Source organism: Thermophilibacter sp. (assembly GCF_966187215.1).
This window is the reverse complement of the sequence record NZ_CBIFYV010000110.1, coordinates 14,450-39,294: the sequence shown is the minus strand read 5'-3', so window position 1 is coordinate 39,294 and position 24,845 is coordinate 14,450. Positions and strand designations below refer to the sequence as shown.

25 protein-coding genes are annotated in these 24,845 nt (G+C 71.9%); 3 read left to right on the top strand and 22 right to left on the bottom strand.

The window, feature by feature from the left end:
* Positions 1–17: 17 nt before the first annotated feature.
* The 9 genes from ppdK to rpsP all read right to left on the bottom strand — a co-directional run bounded on the left by ppdK (position 18) and on the right by rpsP (position 8,962).
* The gene (gene ppdK, locus ACWTSU_RS08745) at positions 18–2,774 is read right to left on the bottom strand and encodes a pyruvate, phosphate dikinase (RefSeq protein ID WP_455139792.1); all 2,757 of its coding nucleotides are present in this window, start codon (positions 2,772–2,774) and stop codon (positions 18–20) included.
* A 208-nt stretch (positions 2,775–2,982) separates the two neighbouring features.
* Positions 2,983–3,387, bottom strand: coding sequence for a kinase/pyrophosphorylase (locus ACWTSU_RS08740; RefSeq protein ID WP_455139790.1), 405 nt, complete (start codon positions 3,385–3,387; stop codon positions 2,983–2,985).
* Between the two features lie 45 nt (positions 3,388–3,432).
* Positions 3,433–5,532: a glycine--tRNA ligase subunit beta gene (glyS, locus tag ACWTSU_RS08735; protein ID WP_455139788.1), complete on the bottom strand. Its 2,100-nt coding sequence runs from the start codon at positions 5,530–5,532 to the stop codon at positions 3,433–3,435.
* A complete protein-coding gene (locus tag ACWTSU_RS08730) occupies positions 5,533–6,441 on the bottom strand; it encodes a glycine--tRNA ligase subunit alpha (RefSeq protein WP_455139786.1) in 909 nt (302 codons plus the stop codon).
* Positions 6,442–6,475: 34 nt separating this feature from the next.
* Positions 6,476–7,063 carry a signal peptidase I gene (gene lepB, locus ACWTSU_RS08725; protein WP_455139784.1) on the bottom strand — a complete coding sequence of 196 codons (588 nt, stop codon included), beginning with the start codon at positions 7,061–7,063 and terminating at the stop codon, positions 6,476–6,478.
* A 4-nt stretch (positions 7,064–7,067) separates the two neighbouring features.
* The gene (trmD, locus tag ACWTSU_RS08720; RefSeq protein WP_455139782.1) at positions 7,068–7,802 is read right to left on the bottom strand and encodes a tRNA (guanosine(37)-N1)-methyltransferase TrmD; all 735 of its coding nucleotides are present in this window, start codon (positions 7,800–7,802) and stop codon (positions 7,068–7,070) included.
* Between the two features lies 1 nt (position 7,803).
* Positions 7,804–8,256 carry a ribosome maturation factor RimM gene (locus ACWTSU_RS08715; RefSeq protein WP_455139780.1) on the bottom strand — a complete coding sequence of 151 codons (453 nt, stop codon included), beginning with the start codon at positions 8,254–8,256 and terminating at the stop codon, positions 7,804–7,806.
* Positions 8,257–8,325: 69 nt separating this feature from the next.
* On the bottom strand, positions 8,326–8,601 hold the full coding sequence (locus ACWTSU_RS08710; RefSeq protein ID WP_455139778.1) for a KH domain-containing protein: 276 nt from the start codon (positions 8,599–8,601) through the stop codon (positions 8,326–8,328).
* 10 nt (positions 8,602–8,611) lie between these two features.
* Positions 8,612–8,962 carry a 30S ribosomal protein S16 gene (gene rpsP / locus ACWTSU_RS08705; protein ID WP_455139776.1) on the bottom strand — a complete coding sequence of 117 codons (351 nt, stop codon included), beginning with the start codon at positions 8,960–8,962 and terminating at the stop codon, positions 8,612–8,614.
* Positions 8,963–9,197: 235 nt separating this feature from the next.
* Here rpsP and ACWTSU_RS08700 point away from each other — a divergent pair, with 235 nt between their 5' ends.
* Genes ACWTSU_RS08700 through dinB form a run of 3 tightly spaced genes read left to right on the top strand, consistent with a single transcriptional unit; the run spans position 9,198 to position 12,392 of the window.
* Entirely contained in the window at positions 9,198–9,872 is a 675-nt protein-coding gene (locus ACWTSU_RS08700; RefSeq protein WP_455139774.1) for a response regulator transcription factor, read from the top strand.
* Between the two features lie 4 nt (positions 9,873–9,876).
* Positions 9,877–11,118 carry a sensor histidine kinase gene (locus ACWTSU_RS08695; protein ID WP_455139772.1) on the top strand — a complete coding sequence of 414 codons (1,242 nt, stop codon included), beginning with the start codon at positions 9,877–9,879 and terminating at the stop codon, positions 11,116–11,118.
* Between the two features lie 59 nt (positions 11,119–11,177).
* A complete protein-coding gene (gene dinB / locus ACWTSU_RS08690; RefSeq protein WP_455139770.1) occupies positions 11,178–12,392 on the top strand; it encodes a DNA polymerase IV in 1,215 nt (404 codons plus the stop codon).
* Positions 12,393–12,561: 169 nt separating this feature from the next.
* Here dinB and ACWTSU_RS08685 read toward each other — a convergent pair whose 3' ends face one another.
* The 13 genes from ACWTSU_RS08685 to ACWTSU_RS08625 form a co-directional block, all read right to left on the bottom strand.
* Positions 12,562–13,383, bottom strand: coding sequence for a zinc ribbon domain-containing protein (locus tag ACWTSU_RS08685; RefSeq protein WP_455139768.1), 822 nt, complete (start codon positions 13,381–13,383; stop codon positions 12,562–12,564).
* Between the two features lie 93 nt (positions 13,384–13,476).
* Entirely contained in the window at positions 13,477–13,878 is a 402-nt protein-coding gene (gene rsfS, locus ACWTSU_RS08680) for a ribosome silencing factor (protein WP_455139766.1), read from the bottom strand.
* Positions 13,875–14,513: an HD domain-containing protein gene (locus ACWTSU_RS08675; RefSeq protein ID WP_455139764.1), complete on the bottom strand. Its 639-nt coding sequence runs from the start codon at positions 14,511–14,513 to the stop codon at positions 13,875–13,877. Before ACWTSU_RS08675 ends, rsfS begins: the two co-directional genes overlap by 4 nt.
* The gene (gene nadD, locus ACWTSU_RS08670; RefSeq protein WP_455139762.1) at positions 14,513–15,220 is read right to left on the bottom strand and encodes a nicotinate-nucleotide adenylyltransferase; all 708 of its coding nucleotides are present in this window, start codon (positions 15,218–15,220) and stop codon (positions 14,513–14,515) included. Before nadD ends, ACWTSU_RS08675 begins: the two co-directional genes overlap by 1 nt.
* Positions 15,217–16,476: a glutamate-5-semialdehyde dehydrogenase gene (locus ACWTSU_RS08665; RefSeq protein WP_455139760.1), complete on the bottom strand. Its 1,260-nt coding sequence runs from the start codon at positions 16,474–16,476 to the stop codon at positions 15,217–15,219. The genes nadD and ACWTSU_RS08665 overlap by 4 nt, the downstream gene beginning before the upstream one ends.
* A 15-nt stretch (positions 16,477–16,491) precedes the next feature.
* On the bottom strand, positions 16,492–17,604 hold the full coding sequence (gene proB / locus ACWTSU_RS08660) for a glutamate 5-kinase (protein WP_455139758.1): 1,113 nt from the start codon (positions 17,602–17,604) through the stop codon (positions 16,492–16,494).
* 56 nt (positions 17,605–17,660) lie between these two features.
* Entirely contained in the window at positions 17,661–19,013 is a 1,353-nt protein-coding gene (obgE, locus tag ACWTSU_RS08655; RefSeq protein WP_455139756.1) for a GTPase ObgE, read from the bottom strand.
* A gap of 345 nt (positions 19,014–19,358) precedes the next feature.
* Positions 19,359–19,607: a 50S ribosomal protein L27 gene (gene rpmA, locus ACWTSU_RS08650; protein WP_455139754.1), complete on the bottom strand. Its 249-nt coding sequence runs from the start codon at positions 19,605–19,607 to the stop codon at positions 19,359–19,361.
* A gap of 41 nt (positions 19,608–19,648) precedes the next feature.
* Positions 19,649–19,957, bottom strand: coding sequence for a 50S ribosomal protein L21 (gene rplU / locus ACWTSU_RS08645; RefSeq protein ID WP_455136203.1), 309 nt, complete (start codon positions 19,955–19,957; stop codon positions 19,649–19,651).
* 143 nt (positions 19,958–20,100) lie between these two features.
* Positions 20,101–20,877 carry a TIGR03936 family radical SAM-associated protein gene (locus ACWTSU_RS08640; RefSeq protein ID WP_455139752.1) on the bottom strand — a complete coding sequence of 259 codons (777 nt, stop codon included), beginning with the start codon at positions 20,875–20,877 and terminating at the stop codon, positions 20,101–20,103.
* A complete protein-coding gene (locus tag ACWTSU_RS08635; protein ID WP_455139750.1) occupies positions 20,874–22,745 on the bottom strand; it encodes a TIGR03960 family B12-binding radical SAM protein in 1,872 nt (623 codons plus the stop codon). Before ACWTSU_RS08635 ends, ACWTSU_RS08640 begins: the two co-directional genes overlap by 4 nt.
* Positions 22,742–23,632, bottom strand: a complete 891-nt coding sequence (locus ACWTSU_RS08630) for a hypothetical protein (RefSeq protein ID WP_455139748.1) — start codon at positions 23,630–23,632, stop codon at positions 22,742–22,744. Before ACWTSU_RS08630 ends, ACWTSU_RS08635 begins: the two co-directional genes overlap by 4 nt.
* Positions 23,633–23,643: 11 nt before the next feature.
* Entirely contained in the window at positions 23,644–24,834 is a 1,191-nt protein-coding gene (locus tag ACWTSU_RS08625) for an FtsW/RodA/SpoVE family cell cycle protein (protein ID WP_455139746.1), read from the bottom strand.
* Positions 24,835–24,845 lie beyond the last annotated feature (11 nt).

Here is a 24,845-nt window from a genome sequence, read left to right as displayed (position 1 = left end):
ATCTCACGTGCGGGTGCCTAGGCGAGCTTCTTGGGGCCGCCGTTGGCGTCCATCTTGGCCTGCGCGGCCGCGAGGCGCGCGATGGGCACGCGGTACGGCGAGCAGGACACGTAGTCCAGACCGAGGTCGTAGTACATGTGGATGGACTCCGGGTCACCGCCGGTCTCGCCGCAGACGCCGCAGACGATGTCGGGGTTGCCCTTGTGGCCGCCGTCGACGCCCATCTCGACCAGCTTTGCAACGCCCTTGTCGAGCGTGGCGAAGGGGTTGGTCTTGGTGATCTTCTTGTCCAGGTAGAGCGGCATGAAGGCGGACTCGACGTCGTCACGGGAGAAGCCGAGGCCCATCTGGGTCAGGTCGTTGGTGCCGAAGGAGAAGAAGTCGGCGTGCTTGGCGATGTCCTCGCTCATGACCGCCGCGCGCGGGATCTCAATCATGGTGCCGACCGGGATGTCGAGCTCGACGCCGTAGTTCTTGGCGGTGTCCTCGACGACCTCCTCGACGACCTCGCGCACCTGGGCGAGCTCCTCCTCGAAGGCCACCAGCGGGATCATGATCTCGGGCTTGGGGTCGAGGCCCTGCTTCTTGAGCTCGGCGGTGGCCGACGCGATGGCCCTCACCTGCATGACGTTGAGGTCCGGGTAGACCAGGCCGAGGCGGCAGCCGCGCAGGCCGAGCATCGGGTTGGCCTCCTGGAAGGAGTCGAGCTTGGCGAGAAGCGCGCGCTTCTCGGTGACGTCCTTGCCGGCGTCCTCGTCGTGGGCGATCTCCACCTCGAGGGAGCGCGGGTCGTCAAGGAACTCGTGCAGGGGCGGGTCGAGCAGGCGCACGATGACGGGCATGCCGTCCATGGCCTTGAACATCTCGAGGAAGTCGCCCTTCTGGGCCTCGCCGAGCTTGTCGACGGCGGCGCGCTTGACGTAACCGTCATCGGCGAGGATGTAGTCCTGGATGAGCTGCTTGCGCTCGCCGAGGAACATGTGCTCGGTGCGGCACAGGCCGATGCCCTCGGCGCCGTTGTCCTGGGAGAGCTGGGCGTCGGCGGGGTTGTCGGCGTTGGCGCGCACGCCGATCACGCGGCCGCGCTCCGCGTCGGTGCGAATCTCGTCGGCCCAGTCGAGGATGGTCTGCAGGTCGCCGCCGAGCTCCGGGCGGACGAGCTTGACCTCGCCGAGGATGACCTCGCCCGTGGTGCCGTCGATGGAGATGACGTCGCCCTCGTGGAGCACGACGTCGGTGCCGGCGACCGCGCAGGTCTTGTTGGCCGCGTCGATCTGCAGGGCGTCGACGCCGCAGACGCAGGGCGCGCCCATGCCGCGGGCGATGACGGCCGCGTGGGACGTCTTGCCGCCGTGGGAGGTCAGGATGCCCTCGGCCGCGACCATGCCGTGCAGGTCGTCGGGCGTGGTCTCCCAGCGCACGAGGATGCAGGGCTTGCCGGCCTCGGCGAAGGCCTCGGCGTCGGCGGAGGAGAAGACCACGGCGCCCACGGCCGCGCCCGGGGAGGCGTTGAGGCCCTTGGCGAGCACGTCGTACTTCTCGCTCTTGTCGAACTGCGGGTGCAGCAGCTGGTCGAGCTGCTCGGGGGCCACGCGGGAGACCGCCTGCTCCTTGGTGATGCGGCCCTCGTTGTACATCTGGATGGCCACGCGCAGCGCAGACAGGGCGGTGCGCTTGCCCACGCGGGTCTGCAGCATCCAGAGCTTACCCTGCTCGATGGTGAACTCGAGGTCCATCATGTCGGCGTAGTGGTCCTCGAGGATCTCGAAGACGTGGTAGAGCTGCTTGCCCGCCTCCTCGAGGCCCGGGGTCTTGGGCAGGTCGGCAATGGGCTCGGTGTTGCGGATGCCGGCCACGACGTCCTCGCCCTGGGCGTTGACCAGGAAGTCGCCGTAGCGCTCGTTGGTGCCGTCGGCGGGGTTGCGCGTGAAGGCGACGCCGGTGGCGGAGGTGTTGCCCTTGTTGCCGAAGGCCATCACCTGGACGTTGACGGCGGTGCCGAGCTCGTCGGGAATCTTGTTCTGCTTGCGGTAGAGGATGGCGCGGTCGGTGTTCCAGGAGCCGAAGACGGCCTGCTCGGCGAGGCGCAGCTGCACGAGCGGGTCGTGCGGGAAGGCGACCTTGCCGTCAGCGACGACCTCGGGATACTTCTCGGTGTCGACGTTGTCGGCGAAGATCTGCTTGAAGGTCTCGACGAGGTCCTTGAGGTCGTCGGCGTCGAGCTCGGTGTCCAGCTTCACGCCCTTCTCGGCCTTCTTGGCGTTGATGGCGTCCTCGAAGAGCTGACCCGAGACGCCCATGACGACGTCGGAGAACATCTGAATGAAGCGACGGTAGGAGTCGTAGGCGAAGCGCGGGTTCTCGGTCTGCTTGATGAGGCCCTGGACGGAGTCGTCGTTGAGGCCGAGGTTGAGGACCGTGTCCATCATGCCGGGCATGGAGAACGGCGCGCCGGAGCGCACGGAGACGAGCAGCGGGTCCTCGGAGTCGCCGAGCTTCTTGCCCATGCGCTCCTCGAGGTCCTTGCGGTACTCGTCGATCTCGTCGAGGACGCCCTCAGGCCACACGTTGCCGGCGCTCGAGTAGGCAACGCAGGTCTGGCAGGTGATCGTGAACCCGGGAGGGACGGGAAGGCCGATGTTGGCCATCTCGGCGAGGTTAGCGCCCTTGCCACCGGTGATCCACTTGGCCTCGTCGACGCTGGCGCCCGCGACCTCGGTCACGTTGTTGCCGTTGGCGTCAAAGCCGAAGCGATAGACGTGCTTTTCTGCCATGTTTTCCCCTTGCTTTCTGTGGTTCCCGACGTCCCTGTGGGGGACGCACTCACTCGTGCCGCCGCGCGGCACCTTGCACATCCTAGCAGCGGGCGCAAGCGGCGCCGGGCCGTTTCGCCGTCCGGTGGGGTTGGCTTCGCAAGCGGCGGGGCGGGGCCGGGGGTGCGACCCCGACCCCGCCCCGCGCGGAGGCTCTGTGTGCGTCCCGCTACTCCCGGACCTGCGGTTCCGGCGCGAAGGTGGCGCCGATCGCGTGCGTGGGCTCCTCCCCCGTCAGCGTGGAGATGACCGTCACGGCCGGGCCCAGCAGGTCGATCGAGGGGATGCCCCTGCGGTCGAGCTCGCGGCGGATCTCGCGGCGCAGCGTCGCGTTGGCGAACGTGTGGAAGACCGCGCACGGGCGCTCCGGGTCGAAGTGCTCGTCGAAGTAGGAGCGCACGGTCTCGACGTCCTGGACGCCCGAGAGACGCTCGATGTCGACGCAGCCGTCCCCGAACTGGGCGGCGGCGGCCATGACGACGGTGTTGGCGGTCTCGCCGCGCGAGTCCGACAGGACGTAGATGAGCGGGATGACCTGTCCGAAGATGTCATCGTCTAGGTCGAGCTTGGCCATCTTGGATCCTCCTGTGTCCCCTTGCGCCACAAGCGGCGCACCCTGCTACTTTTTGCGCGACATCGCCCGGAAGTCGGCGACGTCGGCGAAGACCGCGACGAAGCGGTTGAGCAGCCTCAGTCGGTTGCCCCTTACCGCAGTATCCTCGTCCATGACAAGCACGTCATCGAAGAATCGGTCGATGGGTCCCTTCAGGCCGGCGAGAGAGCCGAGCGCGGCGCGGAAGTCCCCGGCCTCGAGCGCCTCGCGCACGCGAACCGAGCCGAGGTCGCAGGCGTCGAGAAGGGCGCGCTCCGCGTCCCCGAGCATCGACTGGTCGACCTCGTCGCCCAGGCTCGCGTCGGCGAGGTGCGCGGCGCGGGCGTAGGCCTGCGCGAGGGCGTCGAAGGTCTCGGGGTCGCGTGAGCGCGCGTCCTCGAGCGTGTGGGCGCGGGCCAAAAACTCGGCCGGGTCCACCACGCCCACCGAGGAGACGGCCTCGACGGTGTCGGGCGAGACGCCCTCGGAGCGGGCGATCGTGGCGAGCCGGCCCTGGAAGAACGCGCGCACGGCCGCCTCCACGGCGGCGCGGTCGAAGACGAGGCCCTGGGCCTCGTAGGCGTCGAGCGAGCACGAGACGAGCTCGGCGAGCGCGTCGGCGGGCGCCTCGCGCAGCATCGCGATCACGCCGATGGCGCTGCGGCGCACCGCGAAGGGGTCCGAGGAGCCGGTGGGCGGCTGGTCGATGGCGAACATGCCGCAGATGGTGTCGAGCTTGTCGGCCACGGAGACCGCCACGCCCACGAGCCCGGACGGGACCTCGTCGCCGGCGAAGCGCGGGCGGTAGTGGTCGCGGATGGCGGCGGCCACCTCCGGGTCCTCCCCCGAGGCGGCGGCGTAGTAGCCGCCCATGACGCCCTGCTGGCTCGTGAACTCGACGACCGCCTGCGTCACCAGGTCCGCCTTGGCGAGAAGGCCGGCGCGCCCGGCGAGCGAGGCGCGGGCGTCGTCGAGCAGAAGCGAGCGGCGCGCGACCTCGGGCGCGAGGCGCTCGAGGCGCTCGGCCTTCTGCAGCATCGTGCCGAGCCGCTCCTGGAAGGTGACGTCGGCGAGGCGCGGGAGGTAGGCCTCGAGCGGGCGCTTGAGGTCCTCCTCGTAGAAGAACTTCGCGTCGTCGAGACGGGCGCGCACCACGCGCTCGTTGCCGTCGACGACCCGCGCCGCGTTCTCGGGGCGGGCGTTGGAGACCACCACGAACTCACGCGTGAGGTTGCCGTCGGCGTCGTAGATCGGGAAGTAGCGCTGGTTGGAGAGCATCGACTCGCAGATGATCTCGTGCGGGACGTCGAGGAACTCCTCGTCGAAGGTGCCCACGAGCACGCTCGGCCACTCGCAGAGGTTCACGACCTCGTCGAGGACCTTCTTGGGCGTGTCCACCCGGGCGCCGCCGCGCTCGGCCTCGACGCGCGCGATGCCCTCGGCGATGACCTCGCGGCGGCGCTCCTCGGAGAGCACGCCGGCGGCCTCGAGCACGGCCTCATAGGCGGCGGGCTCGCTGACCACGTGCTCGCCCGGACCCAGCACGCGGTGCCCGCGGGTGGTGTTGCCGCTCGTGACGTCGGCGTAGCGCACGGGCACGACGTCGTGGCCGAGCAGCGCGCAGATCCAGCGGATCGGGCGCACGAAGGTCTGGTGCTCCGAGCCCCAGCGCTGGCTGCGGTAGTTGGGCCACTCGAGGCCGGCGATGGTGCGCTCGCAGAGCTCGGAGAGGATCGGCGCGGCGGGCGCCGAGGGCACGCTCTTCTCGGCGAAGACGTACTCGCGGCCGTCGTCGTCGACGCGGCGCTCCAGCTCGGCGGCGGAGACGCCGAACTTGCGCGCGAAGCCCTCCGCGGCCCTGGTGGGGTTGCCGTCGGCGTCGAAGGCGATGCTCGCGGCCGGCCCGCGGCGCACCTCGTGGACCTCCTCGGTCCGCGTGGCCACGTCGCGCGCGATCACGGCCAGCCGGCGCGGCGTCGAGATGACGCGCAGCGAGCCGTGGGCGAGCCCCGCCTCGTCGAGGCCGCGCTCCACGAGCGGGCCGAGCTGGCGCACCGCGCCCATCAGCGGCGCGGACGGCATCTCCTCGCAGCCGATCTCGAGCAGGAAGTCACGGGTCTCGGCCATCTAGGCCACCTCCCCCTTCTTGGTCTTCTCGCCGCCGCCGGCGACCTCGGCCAGGTACGACTCGCAGCAGGCCTTGGCCACGGCGCGGACGCGCAGGATGTAGTTGGCGCGCTCGACGGCGGACAGCGCCCCGCGGGCGTCGAGCAGGTTGAACGCGTGGCTGCACTTCATCACGCAGTCGTAGGCGGGCAGCGGCAGCCGCGCGTCGAGGCAGCGGTGGCACTCGCGCTCGTAGTCGTCGAACTTGGCGCGCATCATGTCGACGTCGGCGACCTCGAAGTTGTAGGTCGAGAACTCGCGCTCGTTCTCGAGGAAGACGTCGCCGTAGGTCATGGGCGTGCCGTCAGGCAGGTAGCTCCAGACGAGGTCGAAGACCGAGTCGACGCCCTGGATGTACATCGCGATGCGCTCCAGGCCGTAGGTGATCTCGACGGGCACCGGGTCGACCTCGATGCCGCCCACCTGCTGGAAGTAGGTGAACTGGGTGACCTCCATGCCGTTGAGCCAGACCTCCCAGCCCAGACCCCAGGCGCCGAGCGTGGGGCTCTCCCAGTCGTCCTCGACGAAGCGGACGTCGTGGTCGGCGGGGTCGAGCCCGATTGCCGCGAGCGAGCCCAGGTAGAGGTCCTGGGAGTCGGTCGGCGAGGGCTTGAGCAGCACTTGGAACTGGTAGTAGTGCTGCAGGCGGTTGGGGTTCTCGCCGTAGCGCCCGTCAGCGGGGCGGCGGCACGGCTGCGGGTAGCAGGTCCGCCAGGCGTCCGGGCCCAGCGAGCGCAGCGTGGTCGCCGTGTGGAAGGTGCCGGCCCCGACCTCGGAGTCGTAGGGCTGCATGACCGTGCAGCCCTGGGCGGCCCAGTACCGCTCGAGGGCGGAGATCATGTCCTGGAACGTAAGCGTCTTTTCGCTCATGGTCATCCCTTCTGGGCTTTTTGCTCGGGCGGCGCTAGAGCAGGCGCGCGTCCTGGAGGGGCCAGTAGATGAGAAGCGCCCTCGATGTTACGTCATCGACGCTCACGGGGCCGAAGTAGCGCGAGTCCTTGGAGTTGGTGCGGTTGTCGCCCATGACCCAGACCATGCCCTCCGGGACCGTGTACGGGTAGCTGATGCCGGCCGAGCCGGCCAGGTCGCTGAGCGAGTCGGTGCGCTCGGGCGCGCCGGTCGCGGGGTCGAGGCGCACGTAGGGCTCGTCGAGCGACTCGCCGTCCACGTAGACGGCGCCGTCCACCAGGTCGATGGTCTGGCCGCCCACAGCCACCACGCGCTTGACGAGGGTCTCGCCCTCGGTGAGGGGGCTGTCGAAGGTGACCACGTCGCCGGCCGCCGGCTCGGAGAGGCCCAGCGTCACGCGCTCGCCCAGCACGAGGTCGCCCTCGTGGATGGTGTCGAGCATGGAGCCGGACGGCACGTAGTAGGCGCCGATCACGAACAGGCGCAGCACGACGGCCAGCGCCACGCCGAGCGCCAGCGTGCCGGCCCACCACCCGAGGCGCCCTCCCCGCGCCTCCGCGCGGGCGTGCTTGGGTCGCGCCATGTCCCTAGGCCCCCTCTCTCGCGCGCCGGGCGAGCTCGGTCTCCTCGGGGGTGAGGCTCGCGCGCTCCAGGAGGTCCGGTCGCCAGCGCGCCGTGCGCTCGACCGCGCTGGCGCGCCGCCATGCCGCCACGCGCGCGTGGTCGCCCGACAGCAGCACCTCGGGCACGTCCATGCCGCGGAAGCTCGCGGGACGCGTGTACTGCGCGTACTCCAGAAGGCCCGCGTCGGCCGAGAAGGACTCGTCCACCGGGCTCATCTCGTCGCCGAGCGCGCCGGGCAGCAGCCGCACCACGGAGTCGATCACGGCCAGGGCCGCGAGCTCGCCGCCCGTGAGCACGTAGTCGCCCAGCGAGACGACCTCGTCGGCGAGCGCATAGGCCCGCTCGTCCATCCCCTCGTAGCGCCCGCACACGAACAGCAGCCGGTCCTCGCGGCTCAGCCGCTCGGCCGCGCGCTGGTCGAAGCGGCGCCCGCACGGCGAGAAGAACACCACGTGGGGGCGCGGCCCCTCGGCGGAGACGGCCTCCACGGCCTCGAAGATCGGCTCGACCTTCATGAGCATGCCCTGGCCGCCGCCGAAGGGCGCGTCGTCGACCGTGCGGTGGCGGTCGTGCGTCCAGTCGCGCAGGTCGTGCGCGCGGAACTCGAAGAGGCCCGCGCGGCGGGCGCGACCCATGATCGAGGCGCTGAGGTACGGCTCGAAGAGCTCGGGGAAGACGGATATGGTCTCAATGAGCATCTCACGCCTCCCACGCGAGCCCGGCGGGCACGCTGACGTCGATGGGCCCCTCGTCCGGGACGGACGGGACCGTCCCCGGGATGACGGGCAGCAGGAGCTCTCCGCGCTCGCCGCGCAGCACCCACACGTCGTTAGCGGGGCCGCGCATGACCTCGGCGATCGTCGCGCGCGCGCCGTCGTCGCAGGCCACCTCGCGGCCCACGAGCCGCTCGGCGTCGAGCAGCGCGAGGTCCTCGGGCAGGTCGTCCACACGGGCGAGCAGGTAGCCTCCCACGAGCCGCTCGGCCTCCGAGATGCTCCCCACACCCGAGAGCGCCACGAGGGCGCCGGCGCGGTCGTCGGAGGAGCACGCCGTGACGACGTGCCAGCGCGACCCGCGCAGCGGCGGGGGCACCACGGCCACCTCGAGCCCGGCGCGCACAAGCAGGGGAAGGCCGTGAACGGGAACCGTCACGACCTCCCCCGACCTCCCGTGCGCCTTCTGCACGCGGGCTATGCGCCTGTAGCGCTCCGGCATGGTCCGCTAGCCCACGACCTCGACCTCGACGGCGGTCCCCACGCGCTGCCCGAGGGCGCGCGCGAGGGTGCGGATCGCCTTGATGGTGCGACCCTTGCGGCCGATGACGCGGCCGGCGTCGGACTCGGAGCAGCTGACCTCGATGAGGGCTCCCTCGTCGCCGTCCGTCACGTCGAGCGACACCGCGTCGGCGTCGTCCACCAGACCGCAGACGATGTACTCGACGAGGTCGGCGACGCGATCGGAGGGGAGCTCCTGCTCGGCGGGCTCGGTGGTCCCCATGGGCGGGACCCTACTCGGCGTCCGCGTCCGCCTCGGCCTCGGCCTCGGCGGCCTCGGCAGCGGCGGCAGCCTTGGCAGCGGCCTTCTTGGAGAGCTTGGTCTTCTTCTCCACGACGGGCTGCCCGTTGCGCGCCACGTCGATGAGGTGCGCGACGGCGTTGGTGGGCTGGGCGCCCTTGGCGACCCACTCGTCGACCTTCTCGAGGTCGATCTCGATGGTCTTGGGGTTGGTCAGCGGGTTGTAGCGGCCGACCTGCTCGATGTAGCGGCCGTCGCGCGGCATGCGGCCGTCAGCGACGACGACGCGGTAGTACGGGCGCTTCTTGGCACCGTGACGGGCCAGGCGGATCTTGACTGCCAATGGACACTCCTCCATACGTACTGCGGTGCGCGTGGATGTTGGGCGTGGCCGCACCGCTCAGCCACAAGCGTTATTCATCATACGACTCTTCAATGTGGCTGCAAGGTGCAGTTTTTGTGTAAGGCGGTGACGAAGGCCGGCGACGGGCGCCGACGTTCAGGAGGAATTCAGGGTCGCTGGGTACGATAAGCGCAGTCGAGTGCCGCGCTCGCGTGCGCGCGAAATGGGGCCTCCCATGAACGTTCTGGTCGTAGAGGACGAGCGCAACCTCGCCGACGCCATCGTGCGCATCCTCGAGGACGCCTCATGGACCGCCGAGGCGGCCTATGACGGACCCTCCGGGCTGCGCGCCGCGCTCTCGGGCACCTTCGACGCGGTGGTCCTCGACGTCATGCTGCCGGGCATGGGCGGCTACGACGTCGTCCACGAGCTGCGGCGCCAGGGCGTGGCCACGCCGGTGCTGCTGCTCACCGCGCGCACCTCCACGGCCGACAAGGTCGAGGGGCTCGACGCGGGCGCCGACGACTACATGACCAAGCCCTTCGAGGCGCCCGAGCTTCTCGCCCGCCTGCGCGCGCTCACCCGCCGCAAGGGCGACGTCATGCTCGACGACGTGACCTTCGCCGACGTGACGCTCGACCTCGCCACCCACGACCTCAGCTGCGGCGACCGCTCGGTGCACCTGTCGGGCAAGGAGTTCGAGGTCATGCGCATCCTCATGAGCTCGACCTCGCGCGTGGTCTCCAAGCAGGACCTGCTCGCCCGCGTCTGGGGCGACACCGACGCCTCGGAGAACTCCGTGGAGGCCTACGTGTCGTTCCTGCGCAAGAAGCTCGCCCACATCGGCTCCTCCGTCCAGATAACCACGCTGCGCATGCTGGGGTACCGCCTCGAGGTGTTCGGCGAGTAGCGCCGTGGCGGCCGGCTCCCCCATGCTCAGGCGCCTGCGGCGCGAGCTCATCGCCATCACGATGCTGCTCGTGGGCCTCGTGCTCGCCGGCGTGCTCGGAACCGCCCTCGTCTCGTCGGCCCTCACGAGCCAGCAGATGACCGAGCGCACGCTGAGGCGCGCGCTGCGCGGCGAGGTGGTCACCGCGAGCTTCGGCGACGCCGACGGTGGGGGCGCCGACGTGATGCTCGCGATCACCGTGGACGTGAGCGACGACGGCGCGGTGATCAGCCGCGACAACGCCTGGCTGCAGCTGCCCGTGACGACGCTCGTGGACGTGGTGGACGAGGCGATCGCCTCGGACGCCGACTCCGGCGAGTGCGCGGAGTACCCGACCATCTCGTGGATGCGCGCGCGCACCGCGGACGGCTGGCGCGTCTCGCTCGCCGACACCTACTCGCGCGACGCCGCCCTGCGCTCTCAGGCGCTCAACTCCGCCGTCATCTTCGTGGTGTCGATGGCGGTGCTGTTCGTGGTCGCCTGGGTGCTGTCGGGGCTGGCCCTCCGTCCGGTGGAGCGGGCGTGGGACCAGCAGCGCCGCTTCGTCTCGGACGCCTCCCACGAGCTCAAGACGCCCCTGGCCGTCATCCTCGCCAACACGCAGATCCTCGAGGGGGAGTCCGACCTCGACGCCGAGGCGCGCCGCTGGGTCCGCAGCACGGCCGAGGAGGCCACGCACATGAAGGGGCTCGTGGAGGACCTGCTCACGCTCGCGCGCGCCGACGAGCGGGGCGCGGCGGGCGCGAGCGGCGGCGAGGCGGATGTGATCGATCTCACCGGGCTCGTGTCCGGATGCGCGCTCGAGTTCGACGCGGTGGCCTTCGAGCGCGGCTGCTCGATCGAGTGCTCGTTCGAGGACGGCGTGAGCGCGCGGGTGCGCGCCGACGACTACGGGCGCGTGGTGCGCACGCTGCTCGACAACGCCACCAAGTACGCCGCGCCGGGAACGGTGGTGCGCGTGCGCCTGGAGCGCGACGGGAGGAGGTCGCGCCTCACCGTCAACAACCGCGGCGAGGTCATCTCCGAGGAGGACCTCCCCCACCTCTTCGACCGCTTCTACCGCACCGACCGGGCCCGCCGGCGCAGCCCCGAGGGCGGCTTCGGCCTGGGGCTCGCCATCGCCCGCAGCATCGTCGAGTCCGCGGGCGGCAGGATCGAGGCCGCCTCCACCGAGCGCGACGGCACCACCTTCACCGTGACCCTATAATCGCCTGTATGGACAGCGAGACGAGCAAAGCCGGGCCCTTCGTCTGGGAGGGCCCCGCGGTGGGCCTTCTCGACCTCGACGCGTTCTTCGCCTCGGTCGAGCAGCTCGACCATCCCGCGTGGCGCGGGAGGCCGGTGATCGTGGGCGGCTCCCCGGAGCGGCGCGGCGTGGTGTCGACGGCGTCATACGAGGCGCGGCGCTTTGGCGTGCACTCCGCCATGGCCTCGGCCACCGCGGCGCGCCTGTGCCCGCAGGCCGTTTGGACCCAGGGCAACTTCGCCCGCTACCGCGAGATGAGCGCCCGCGTGATGACGATTCTCACCGACGAGACCCCGCGCGTCGAGCAGGTCTCGATCGATGAGGCGTTCTTCGACGTGACCCCGGGGCGCTTCTCGCGCGAGAGCCCCGTCGAGATCTGCCGGCGCGTGCAGGCGCGCGTGGCCGAGCTCGGCGTCACCTGCTCCATAGGCCTGGGCGTCAACAAGACCGTGGCCAAGATCGCGTCGGAGCGCGAGAAGCCCCGCGGGCTCACCGTGGTGATGCCGGGGACGGAGGCGGCCTTCCTCGCGCCGCTGCCCGTGCGCGCGCTCTCCGGCGTGGGCGCCTCCACGGCGGCGCGCCTCGAGCGAATGGGCGTGCGGACCCTCGGCGAGCTCGCCCGCGTTCCCGACGCCGCGCTCGAGCGCGAGCTGGGGGTCGTGGGGCCCCGCCTGCGCGTGCGCGCCGCCGGCGCCGAGCGCTCGGTCGTGGCCGAGGCGGCCGCCGAGGAGGAGGTCAAGTCCGTCTCGAACGAGCGGACCTTCGCCGAGGACCTCACCGACGCGCGTGAGATCGAGCAGGCCGTGCGCTCGATAGCCGGCACCGTGGGCAGGAGGCTGCGGCGCAAGGGACTCGCCGGGCGCACCGTCACCCTCAAGGTGAAGTACGACGCGAGCCGCGGGCGCACCGCCCGCCGCACGCTCGACGACGCGATAGACGACGACCGGGCGATCGCCGACGTGGCCGCCTCGCTCGTGGGGTCGCTCTGGCAGCCGGGGGAGCGCGTGCGGCTGCTCGGCGTGGGGGTCTCGGGCTTCGACGACGCGGGGCCGCGCCAGATGAGCCTGTTCGGCGCCACGGGCGAGGCGGACGCGGGGCACGGGCGCGAGGGGCTCGGGCGCCTCACCGACGCGCTGCGCGAGCGCTTCGGCGACGACGCCGTAGGCTACGGCCGCGACCTGCGCCTGCGCGGGCGCACCTCCGACACCGCGCCCATGCACAAGTCCGACTTCTGACGCCGGCCGGGCGCGCCGCTGCGGCGCCGCGTCGCCGCGCCCTTCTCGCCCGCCACGCCCCTCTCGTCGGGCGTCCCGCGCACCTCTCGCCCCGCGTCCCGCGACCTTCTCGCCCTCTCACTCCCGATTAACCCGCAAAAAATGATTTCATAATCATATAATCGCAGGATTAAGGTTTGTGGATGTCAGATTTTGCGGGTTGTTCTGAGGTGGGCCCGCCATCGGCGCCCGCAGCCACGGAGTCCCCCAGGGGAGCGCCGCAGTTCGTGCAAAATCGCGACCCCGGATGGCGCGGGGCGCCGCAGCGCGAGCAGAACCCGTCGGGTGCGACGTGCGCGGGCGGCCGCAAGGGAGCCTGGCAGGACGTGCCCGTGCGCCGCGCGAGCTCGGCGGCGCTCAGGTAGACCGGCGGATCGAAGTTGAGGACCGGCAGCGCGGCGACCGCGCGGTCATGCGCCCGGATCTTTCTCGACCGGTACAGGAAGGGCAGGCTGAGAAGCGCCAGCGCATAGGCGATCATGCCCACGGCGAACACGGGGCCCATCGCACCCTGGCCGGGGGCCAGCTGCACCACCAGCACCACCGCATAAACCATGAAGAGGGCAAGGAGCGCGACGACCAGACGCCACACGCGGTGCTCCCTCGGGCGCCACGGGCGCGGCAGCCCCGACCAGGGCTGCTCGATCCCGCAGTCGGGGCAGGTGACGGGGGCATCGATGTATCCGTACTCGCGCTTCTCGTTGATCATGCGCGCACGATCCTCGTCGAGCGCCGTGAGGGCCTCCGACGCGGACTCGGACGCGGCGTTGCGCGCCCGCTCCCTGGCGGCACTGCGACTGAGAACGTGGCCCATGCGCCGACCAGTGGCGGTCAGCTCGCACCAGGTGACCTCGGTCCGCCCGCAGCGGCTGCAGCGGTACACGACGGGCCTGCGCCCGGAGGCGGTCGAGGCGTACTCCACCAGGCCGGTGGGAACGATGACGGGAAGCACGCGTTCTCCCTTCCGAAGCAATTAACCCGCAAATAATGATTTCATATTCATATAATCGCAGGATTAAGGTTTGTGGATGTCAGATTTTGCGGGTTATTCGGCCGTCGCGGGCGCAGCGCCGGGAACGTGAGCGTCGGCGGCACCGAGGCCGAGGTCCACCCGGGGGGCGTCGGCCCAGAGGTTCTCAAGGCGGTAGAAGTCGCGCGTCTCGCGGCGGAACACGTGCACCACGACCGAGCCGTAGTCCACGAGCACCCACGAGAGGCCCTCGCGCCCCTCGCACGAGAGCGGCGAGACGCCGCAGTTGGCGCTCACGCGCTCGCGCACCTCGTCGACGATCGCGTCGACCTGGCGCGCGTTCTCGCCGGTGCAGATCAGGAAGTAGTCGCAGACGTCGGTCTTGCCGGTGAGGTCGAGGCAGACGACGTCGGCCGCCTTCTTGTCGTCGGCGGCGCGTCCCGCCACGCGGGCGAGCTCGAGCGGGGTCACACTCATGCGGTTCCCTCCTTGCGGGGTCCCCCGCCGCGGCGCGCGGCGAGGGCGTTGTAGGTGTCGATGGTTCCGGGCCAGAGGTAGCGTCCGCCCTCCAGCACGTAGACGATGCCGCCCACGAACGACTCCCAGAACAGGTCGTCGAGGGGGACGGCCCCGACGAGCGAGCGGGTGCGCTCGATGCCGGGCGAGGACGGCCTCAGCGGCTCGATGCCGTCGGCGACGAAAAGGACCTCGTCGAGCGGCGACATCTCGGGCGCCGCGGTCGTGTGGACCGCGACGGCGCGCCAGACCTCGTCAGGGAGCTCGGGGTAGCGCGCGGGCAGCGTGCGGGCCGCCACCATCCCGTGCAAGAGCGGCGAGACGAGCGCGGGGTCCACCCCGAGGTCGATGCCGAGCTCACGCGCCCGGGCCACGATCTCGCGGCCGCCCAGGGCCTTCTCCCAGTCGTGGAGGAGCCCCGCGGCGCGGGCGAGAAACTCGTCCACGCCGTAGGTCCGGGCGAGCGAGGCGGCCGTCTCCGCCACCGAGCGGGAGTGCGCGAGGCGTCGCGGCTTGGCCGCGAGCTGGCGCGCGAGGTCGGCGTCGATGCGGTCCAGGAGGGCCCGCTGGGCGGCGCTGAGGGCGTCTTTGCCCATCAGGCAACCACCTCCCGAGTCTGGCCGTAGCGGCTGCGCTGGGCCCCGTACAGGCCGTGCTTGTGGAGGTAGCCGGTGACCTGGTCGGGCGTCAGGTAGCGCAGGCTCTGGCCGCCGCGGACGCGCTCGCGCAGATGGCTCGACGAGATGGCGAGCGCCGGGACCGAGAGGTACGTCACGTCGAAGTCGAGCCCCGAGGCGGCGATGGCGTCCCAGGCGCGGTCGAGGTCGTAGCCGGGCCGCGTGGCCGCCACGAGGTGCGCGAGCCGCGCGATGTCGGCCGCGTCGCGCCACGAGACGATCTCGGTTATGGCGTCGGCGCCGGTGATGAAGTAGAACTCGACGTTGGGCGGGTAGAGCTCGCGCAGGAGGCGCAGCGTGTCGGCCGTGTAGGTGACGCCGGGGCGGTCGATCTCGAAGCGCGAGGCCACGAAGTGCGGGTTGTCGGCAGTGGCGAGCAGCGTCATGGCGAAGCGCTCCTCGCCCGAGGTGACCGCGCGGTCCTGCTTGAAGGCGGGGCTCCCCGCCGGCATGAAGGCCACCAGGTCGAGCCCCAGGTCGTCGAAGGCCTGCTCGGCGGTCACGAGGTGCCCGTTGTGAATGGGGTCGAAGGTGCCGCCCATGATGCCCAGGCGGTAGCGCCGGCCCTCGTCGAGCCCGAGCACCGGCAGGTCGCGCTCGCGCAGCCGCGCCACGTCCACGCTCATCGCACCTGCCCCTCCCCGCGCAGCAGGTACTTGGTGGTCGTGAGCGCCGAGGCCCCCATGGGGCCGCGGGCGTGCAGCTTCTGCGTGGAGATGCCGATCTCGCCGCCCAGGCCGAAGACCCCGCCGTCGGTGAAGCGCGTCGAGGCGTTGGCGTAGACCGCCGCGGCGTCGACGCCGGCGAGAAACGCCTCGCAGGCGGCGTAGGACTCGCTCACGATGGCCTCGGAGTGGCCCGTACCGTAGCGGTTGACGTGCGCGATCGCGGCGTCCACGTCAGCTACGCAGGCGACGCTCATCTTGAGGTCCAGGTACTCCGTGCCCCAGTCCGCCTCGGTGGCCTCCCCCATCGCCACGCCGGTCGCGGCGGCCACCTCGCGGGCCCGCTCGTCCCCCACGAGCTCCACGCCCCGCTCGTCCAGGGCGAGAAGCACCGGGGGCAGCAGGCGCCCGGCGGCGCAGGCGTCCACCAAGAGCGACTCGGCCGCGTTGCAGACGCCCGGGCGCTGGCACTTGGCGTTGACCACGATGCGCACGGCCTTCTCGACGTCCGCGTCGCGGTGCAGGTAGATGTGGCAGTTGCCGGTGCCCGTCTCGATCGTGGGGACCGTGGCGCCCTCCACGCACGCGCGGATGAGCGACGCGCCCCCGCGCGGGATGAGCGCGTCGATGAGGCCGGTGGCGGTGATGAGCTCGCGGGTCTGGGTGTGCGAGGCGTCGTCGGGCACGTACTGGACGGCATCGGCGGGAAGTCCCGCCTCGGCGAGGGCGTCGCGGCAGCAGGCGACGATGGCCTCGCAGGACTCCTGGGCGGCCGACCCGCCCTTGAGCACGCACGCGTTGCCGGAGCGCACGCACAGCGCGAAGGCGTCGGCCGTGACGTTGGGGCGCGCCTCGTAGACCACGGCGACCACGCCGAGCGGGACCGTGACCTGCTCGACGCGCACGCCGCAGTCGAGCGTGCGCCCGCCCACGACGCGCCCGAGCGGGTCGTCCTGGCGGGCGATCTCGTCGAGCGAGGCCGCGATGGAGGCGAGGCGCGCCTCGTCGAGCAGCAGGCGGTCCTGCAGCGGAGCGGGCATGTCGTTCGCGCGGGCGCGCTCGAGGTCGCGCGCGTTGGCGGAGGCGATGTCGGCCGCGCGCTCCCGCACGAGCCGCGCCGCCGCCTCGATGGCCCGCGAGCGCCGAGCCGCGCTCGCCAGTCCCAGCTCCGCGGACGCCTCGCGCGCGAGCGCCGCCCTCCTGCGTGCCTCGGCCATGTGTCTCCCCTTTCCCTAGAAGACGAGAAGGTCGTCGCGGTGGACGGCCGGCTGCGCGCGGTCCTGTCCCAGGAAGCGCGCGACGATGTCGAGCTTGAGCCCGCGGACGCGGGCCATGTCGTCGGAGGAGTAGCGGGCGATGCCGCGCCCGATGACCTCGCCGTCGTCCCCCACGACGGTGACGACGTCGCCGGCGTCGTAGGTGCCGCTCGTGGAGGTGACGCCCACGGGCAGGATCGAGGCGCCGCGCGCGAGCACGGCCCGCGTGGCGCCCCCGTCGAGCGCGATGGTGCCGCGCGGGACCTCGGCCAGGCCGATCCACAGCTTGCGGCCGCCCTCGTGGGCCGAGCCCGTCGCTGGCTCGAAGCGCGTGCCCAGCCGCTCGCCGTGGGCCACGTCGACGAGGACGTCCGGGCGGCGCCCGCGGCAGATGACGGTGGGGATGCCCGCCGCGAGCATCGCGCGGGCGGCGCGGAGCTTGGAGGACATGCCGCCCGTCCCGTAGGACGTGCCCGCTCCGCCCGCGACGGCCGTGAGGTCGTGGTCGACCTCGGTCACGCGCTCGATGAGGCGGGCGTCGGGGTGCTCGGTCGGGTTGGCGTCGTAGAGCCCCTCCACGTCCGAGCAGATCACGTAGAGGTCGGCGCCGAGCAGGGCCGCCACCAGGGCGCCGAGCATGTCGTTGTCGCCGAAGGCGAACTCGGCAGTGGAGAGGGTGTCGTTCTCGTTGACCACCGGCACGGCACCGAGCTCGATCAGGCGCCCGAGCGTGGTGCGCGCGCCGAGGTAGCCGTCGCGGTCCATGACGTCGCGCCGGGTGAGCAGGACCTGGCCGCACGGGATGCCCCGCTCGGCGAGGACGTCGGCGTAGGCCTGGGTGAGCCGCGCCTGCCCGGCCGAGGCGCAGGCCTGCAGGGTCGCGAGGTCGGTGGGGCGCTCGGACATCCCGAGCACGTCGCGGCCCGTGGCGGCCGCCCCCGAGGAGACCATGACCACGCGCGTGCCCTCGTCCATGAGGCGCGCCAGCTGGTCGCAGAGCGAGCGTATGAAGGCTCGGTCGAGCGAGCCGGCGTCGTCCACGAGCGTGGACGAGCCGACCTTGAAGACGACGAGGCGGCCTCCGTCCATCAGGCCTCGCTCTCGTCCGCGAGGCTCGCGGCCAGATCGTCGTCGGCGCGGGCGTCCTAGGGGGGCTCCTCGGCGCGCTCGGCGCCGGCGCCCTCGTAGGTGAAGGCGAGCTCGAGGATGCGGACCTCGTCTCCGCTCACGGCGCCGGCGCGGGCGAGCGCCTCGTCGACGCCGGAGCGCGCGAAGCGGTGCTGGAGGTAGGCCACGGCCTCGTCGTTGTCCCAGTCGGTCTGGACGACCATGCGCTCGACCTGTGTGCCGCTGACGCGCCAGGCGTGGCGCTCCTCGCGCGCCACGTGGACGCCGCGCTCGCGGCGCTGGCGCTCGCGCTCCCAGCGCTCGCTCGCCTCCTCGGCGCCCGGGCCCTCCTCGGCGCCCTCGGCCCTGAGCCGCGCGACCTCGGCGGCCGTCGCGCTCACGAGCGCGTCGAGCCCCTCGCCGGTCGCGGCCGAGACCGCGAAGAACGCGTGCCCGTCGCGCTCGGCGAGCGCGCGGAGGCGCTCCGCGGCGTCCTCGGTGCCCGGCAGGTCGCACTTGTTGGCGACCACGATCTGCGGCCGGGAGGCGAGCTCGGAGGCGTAGGCAGCGAGCTCGGCGTTGATGGTCTCGTAGTCCTGCTCAGCGTCGCGGCCCTCGTAGCCGCCCGTGACGTCGACCACGTGCAGGATGAGCGCCGTGCGCTCGATGTGGCGCAGGAACTGGTGGCCGAGCCCGCGGCCCTCGCTCGCGCCCTCGATGAGGCCGGGGACGTCGGCGAGGACGAAGGACTGCCCGCTCGCGGCCCGCGCCACGCCGAGGTTGGGCACGAGCGTGGTGAAGGGGTAGTCGGCGATCTTGGGGCGCGCCGCCGAGACGCGCGCGATGATCGAGCTCTTGCCCACGCTCGGCATGCCCACGAGCGCGGCGTCGGCCATGAGCTTCATCTCGAGCTCAATCCAGTGCTCGCGAGCCGGCTCGCCCTTCTCGGCGAAGGCCGGGGCGCGGCGCACCGAGGTCACGAAGTGGATGTTGCCGCGCCCGCCCGCGCCGCCCGGGGCCACCACCACGCGCTCCCCGGGACGGGTGAGGTCGGCGATCGTGTAGGCGGGGGTCTGCGTGGCCGCGTCGAGCTCGCGCACCACGGTGCCCACCGGAACGCGCAGCACGAGGTCGGCGCCGTCCTTTCCGTGGCGGCGCGCGCCCTGGCCGTGGGTGCCGCGCTCGGCGCGGAAGTGGTGCTTGTAGCGGTAGTCGATCAGCGACGAGAGCTGCGGGTCGGCCTCTACGACCACGTTGCCGCCGCGCCCGCCGTCGCCGCCGTCGGGGCCGCCCTTGGGCACGAAGGCCTCGCGCCGGAAGGACATGCAGCCGGCCCCGCCGTCGCCGCCGCGGACGTTGATGTGGGACAGGTCGGTGAAGGTGTTCTCCACGTGGTTCTCCTTTGCTCGGACCCCATGGTAGGACATGCGGCACGAGGCGTCCAACCGTCCGCGTCGCGCCAACGGGCCCCTGGCGCGCAAACGGGCCGCGATTGGGTGGCATCCTTGATGTCGGGTCGCCCTCAGGCGCCCAACTTGTGCCCCGATTCCGACGTTTGCCCAGTTGGGCGTCTCAGAGGGATCACGAGTTGGGCGCCCGGGCCGTCAGCCATATCAAGGATGCCACCCAATCGCACGGGGTTCGGATCAAAATCGGGCTTCCGGTCGACGCGTGCAAAAAAACGACCCCGCTCCCGACCGGGAACGGGGTCGCGACGTATGTGATGGGGATACCGCTTACGCCTCGCGGACGTGCACCTTGTGCTTGTCGCCCTTGGTGAACTCGACGGTGCCGGCGGTGAGGGCGAACAGCGTGTCGTCCTTGCCGATGCCGACGTTGTCACCCGGGTGGATGTGGGTGCCGCGCTGACGGACGAGGATCTCGCCGGCCTTCACAAACTGGCCGCCGTAGCGCTTGGTGCCCAGACGCTGGGCGTGGGAGTCGCGGCCGTTGCGCGAGGAGCCGAGACCTTTCTTGTGAGCCATGGGGTTACCTGCCTTCTGAACCGAGGAAAGAGACGACGAACTTACGCGGGGAGCTCAACGACCTTGATGCGCGTCAGGTTCTGACGGTGGCCGCGGGCGCGGTGGTAGCGCTTGCGCTTCTTGAGCTTGAAGACGAGGACCTTCTCGCCCTTGTGCTGGTCGACGACCTCGGCGGTGACGGACTTGCCCTGGAGGGGCTCGGAGCCAACGATGGTCTTGGTCCCGTCGTTCAGGAGAAGGACGGGGAGCTCGACCTTGTCGCCAGGCTGCGCGTCGAGCTTCTCGACGTCGAGGACGTCGCCCTTGGCAACCTTATACTGCTTGCCCCCAGTTGCTACGATTGCGTACATGTGCATGACCCTTCATTGCTGGCGTGAATGCAACAGTTGCTTATATTACAAGCAGCGTCTTGGCTCGTCAACACAGGTGTTGCCGTGACCCCGGCCGCAAGGGAAAAGACGGGCGGGGTCGCGCCGGGACGATGCGACCTTGCTCAGGATAGTGGTGCGCGGCCCGTCGCGCGCGCAGTGCCCAGAGGTTCCACAAGACGCCCATCATCCGACTCGTGCCACTGGCCGGTGCGGCGCACGCGGACGGACGCCGGCGCAGCGAGCCCGGCGCGCTCGAGGGCGGCGTCGAGAAGCGCCCGCGGGCGCAGCGCCCCGCCCGGTCCCGAGCGGGCGTCGAGCGAGAGCCGCACAATCCCGCCCTCCCCCGTCACGTGCGCGGACACGAGGGCGCGGGCGAGGTCCACGCGCTTGAGCTTCTCGCCGCGCCGGTAGGTGAGCTCGCCGGCGCCCGCGAGCGCGTCGACGGCCGCGGCCAGCTCGTCAGGACCGAACGGCGCGCCGGGAAGCTCGACCTCCCACGCCGAGCGGTCGAGCCAGGCCTCGAGCGCGGGCAGCCGCCCGTCCACGTAGGCGGCGCCGGTCGGGCGCAGCGCGGCGGGGGTCGCCGCGTGCAGCCGCTCGAGCGACTCGTCGGCGTCCACGCGCTCGTTCAGCCGAACGTCGTAGCACTCGCACGCGGACGACGCGCCCACCGGCAGCGCCTGCGTGAACTGGATGCGCATGCGCCGCGCGAAGCCGTTGCCCACCGAGAAGGGCAGGCGCGAGCGCCGCACGCAGCGCTCTATGGTCGAGATGAGGTCGAGGTGGCCCAGATAGGCGAGGCGCTCGTCCTTGACGAAGGTCACGCGCAGGCGCGCGAGCTCCGCCTTGGTCGGCAGGTCCTGGGGACGGGCCGTCGTGGGCTGCGGGCGCGCGGTCATGCCCTCACCCCCTGGATGACGTTGCGGACGCGCAGGGTCGGGCAGACGCCGCAGCCCGTGCAGCTCGCGCGCGTGCAGTCGGGCGTGGTCTCGCCCCGCGTGGCGCGCAGCCACTCGCGCTGCAGGTAGCCCTTGTCGACGCCCGGGGAGGTGTGGTCCCACGGCAGGGCGGCGGAGAGCGGCAGGTCCTCGCACGCCACGTCGGCCAGGTCGATGCCGCAGGAGCGCGCGGCCTCTGTCCAGGCCGCGAAGTCGAACTCGCTCGTCCACGCGTCGAAGGCGCACCCGCGCTCCCACGCGGCGCGCACCAGCTCGAAGCCCGCGCGGCCCATCCGCGACAGCGCCCCCTCGACGAGCGAGACGTCCGCGTCGTGGTAGGAGACGCGGATCGCGCGGTCGCGCACCTCGTGGAGCAGCAGCTGCTGGCGGCGGCGCACCTCGCCGGGGTCGAGCTGCCCCGCCCACTGGAAGGGCGTGAACGCCTTGGGCACGAGCACCGCCACCGAGAGCGACACCGACACGCCCGCGCGCGCCCCGGCCACCTCGCGCCCGATCGCGAGCACGCGCTCGGCCGTGCGCGCGATGCCGACCACGTCCTCGTCGGTCTCGGTCGGCAGGCCGATCATGAAGTAGAGCTTGCACCGGCGCCAGCCCTGCTCGAAGGCGTTTCTCGCCGCGCGCTCGATGTCGTCCTCGGTCACGTTCTTGTTGATGACGTCGCGCAGGCGCTGGCTCCCCGCCTCCGGGGCGAAGGTGAGCCCGCCCCTGCGGTTGCCGGCCACCGCGGCGGCCATCTCCACGCCGAACGAGTCGAGCCGCTGCGACGGGATGGAGACGCGCACGCCCGTCCCCTCGAGCCCCTCGTTCATGCGGCCGAGGATGGCCGCGCACTGCGAGTGGTCGGTCGTCGAGAGCGACGTGAGCGAGACCTCGTTGAAGCCCGTGGCGAGAAGGGCGCGGACGCCCTCGCCCACCACCTGGTCGGCGGGGCGCTCGCGCACGGGGCGATACGTCATCCCCGCCTGGCAGAAGCGGCACCCGCGCGCGCAGCCGCGCAGCACCTCGAGCGAGAGTCGGTCCTGGACGATCCCCATGTAGGGCACGATGCGCTGCGCGACGGCGGGCGTGGCGGCGAAGTCGCCCACGCAGCGCTTGAGCACGACCTCGGGCACGTCCTCGCCCGGGCGCGGCACGGCGCGCCCCCAGCGCGTGGTGGTCTCGTCCACGACCACGTCGTAGAGGGAGGGCACGTAGGTGCCCGGCACGCGCGCCAGGCGCCGCAGCACCTCGGCGCGGCTCGCGCCCTCGGCGCGGGCGTCGCGGATGCAGGCGCACGCCTCCACGATCGACTCCTCGCCGTCGCCGAGCAGCACCGCGTCGAGCGCCGGCGCGAGCGGCTCGCAGTTCCAGGCGGAGGGACCGCCCGCGAGGATGATCGGGTCGTCCTCGTCGCGCTCGTCGGAGCGCAGGGCGATGCCGGCGAGGTCGAGCGCCTCGAGCACGTTGGTGGCGATGAGCTCGTGGGCGAGCGTGAAGCCGATGGCGTCGAACGAGGCGAGCGGGGCCGCGCCCTCGAGCGAGAGCAGCGGCACGCCGCTCTCGCGCATGAGCGCCGCCATGTCGCGCCAAGGAAGGTAGCACCGCTCGCAGCTCATGTCGGGCTGGTCGTTTATCGCGTTGTAGAGGATGGCCACGCCGAGGTTGGGCTGGCCGACCTCGTAGACGTCCGCGTAGACCATGCAGAGGTGGAAGGGGCCGTCCTGCTCCTGGACCGAGCCCCACTCGTGGTCGAGGTAGCGCGCCGGGTGCTCGACCCGGGCGAGCAGCGGCTCGATCCGGTGGAAGAGGTTCTCTCGTCGTGCCCTCATCGTGCCTCCCCAATGGTCACGTACCCGTCTTCCTCGCTCGCGTCCCGCCCGGGCGCGGGGGCCGCCTCGCCGCCGGCCGCGCCCCGCGGCAGCGCCTCCCCCACGGAGAGCCGCGCCGAGAGGACCGCGCCGGTCGCGACCGTGCCCGCGGCGGCCACGAGCGCCCCCACGACGCGGCCCGGCAGCGCGGAGCGGCGGGCGATCGCGCGGGCGCAGGCGCGCCAGAGCGCCCCGAGCGCGCAGACGCCGCCGATGTCGGCGACGCGGGCGAGGCCGGCTCCCCGCCCGTGGGCCGCGGCCAGCTCGAGGGCGAGGGCGACCTGGTTGGCGCACATGACCGGGAGGTCGGCGCCGCGGACGAGCGGGAGCGCGGCCACGGTGGCGTTTCTCGCCGCGCAGGCGCGGACGAGCTCCTCGCAGACCGCGGCCCGGCAGACGGGAAAGGCCGACGCCAGGGCGAGCGGACGGGCGCAGGCCCCCGCGAGCCAGGGGCCGATGACCCCCGCCGCCCCGTCGGCGGACGCGACCTCGAGCAGCTCGGCCCCCTCGGGGGCGCGGGCGCAGGAGCCCGCGGGCAGCACGAGCGCCGTCGGCTCGCCCGAGGCGGCGAGTCGGGAGGCCGCGGCGGCCCCCGCCCCGTCCGAGCCACCCAGCACGAGCGCGGCGTCGCAGGCCTCGCGGGACGCCGCGGCGCGGTCGTCGCCCACGATCAGGCGGGCGCCCCCGCGCGCGGGCACGAGGGCGTCGCGCGCGGCGAGCGCGAGCCAGCGCGGGCACGACTCACAGACGACCACGCGCAGGGCCACCGGCCCGCGGGACTCGCGCAGCGCGGAGCGCCCCGCCCCGGTGACCTCGGCCGCGCGGCCGACGCTGAAACCACCTCTCATCGGATGCCCCCTCACGCCGCTCGCTGCCGGTGGCGCCACACGGACTGGACCATTCCCACGGACCCGAGCTGGACGATCATCGACGAGGAGCCGTAGCTCACGAACGGCAGCGGGATGCCCGTGATCGGCATGATGCCGATGCACATGCCCACGTTCTCCAGGACCTGGAAGGTCCACATCGCCACGCAGCCCACGAGCACGAGGCGCGGGAACATCGCGTCGGTGCGCATGGCCAGGAGGATGGTGGACACGATCATCCACGCGTACAGGCCGAGCAGCACGACCGAGCCCACGAACCCGAACTGCTCGGCGTACAGCGAGAACACGAAGTCGGTCTGGGCCTCGGGCACGAAGCCGTTGAGTGCCTGCGTGGCGTTGCCGAGGCCCTTGCCGAGAAACCCTCCCGAGCCCACGGCGATCATAGCCTGCTGGAGCTGGTAGCCCACGTTGGTGGGGTCGATGCTCGGGTCGACGAAGACGAGCAGGCGGTTGAGCTGGTACTGCTTGAGGATGTGGAAGGGGAACCAGTCCGCCAGAGACGTCCCCACCACGAACGCCGCCACCGCCACGATCAGCGCCACGGTCCCGAGCACCCAGGCGCGCGGCGCGCCCGAGACCGTGATGACCACGGCGCCGATGAAGAAGATGACCAGGCCCGTGCCCAGGTCGAGCGACAGGATCAGCAGCAGCGGGACGAGCAGGGTCCCGCAGAGCCTGGCGTAGTCGCGGAAGGTCTCGATGCGCCCGTTGTACTGCGCGCACGCGGACGCCATGAGGAAGATGACGACGAGCTTCGACGGCTCCGAGGGCTGGAAGCGGATCGGGCCGAGCTTCACCCACCCCATCATGCCGTTGACCTCGTAGCCGAGCCCCGGGACGCGCGGCAGCACCATCAGCACGCACGCCAGCACGAACAGCGCCGTGGTGAGGTTCGAGAGCGCCCGGCAGTCGTAGCGCCAGACGACGATCGCGAAGACGAGGCCGAGGGCGATGCCCCCGAGGTGGCTCACGAAGTTGGCGGCCTCGAGCGTGAGCGAGGCCGACCAGATGGTGACCACGCCGAGCAGCACGATGAGGAGGGCGGGGATGAGCTGGGACAGGTAGACCCCGTCGAGCCGCCCGCGCCGGCCCCCCACGCGCGAACCGCCCGCGCCGCGCGACGCGGGGCCGCCCACGGCGGCAGCCTGTGACTCGAGTGCCATCGCTCCCCTCC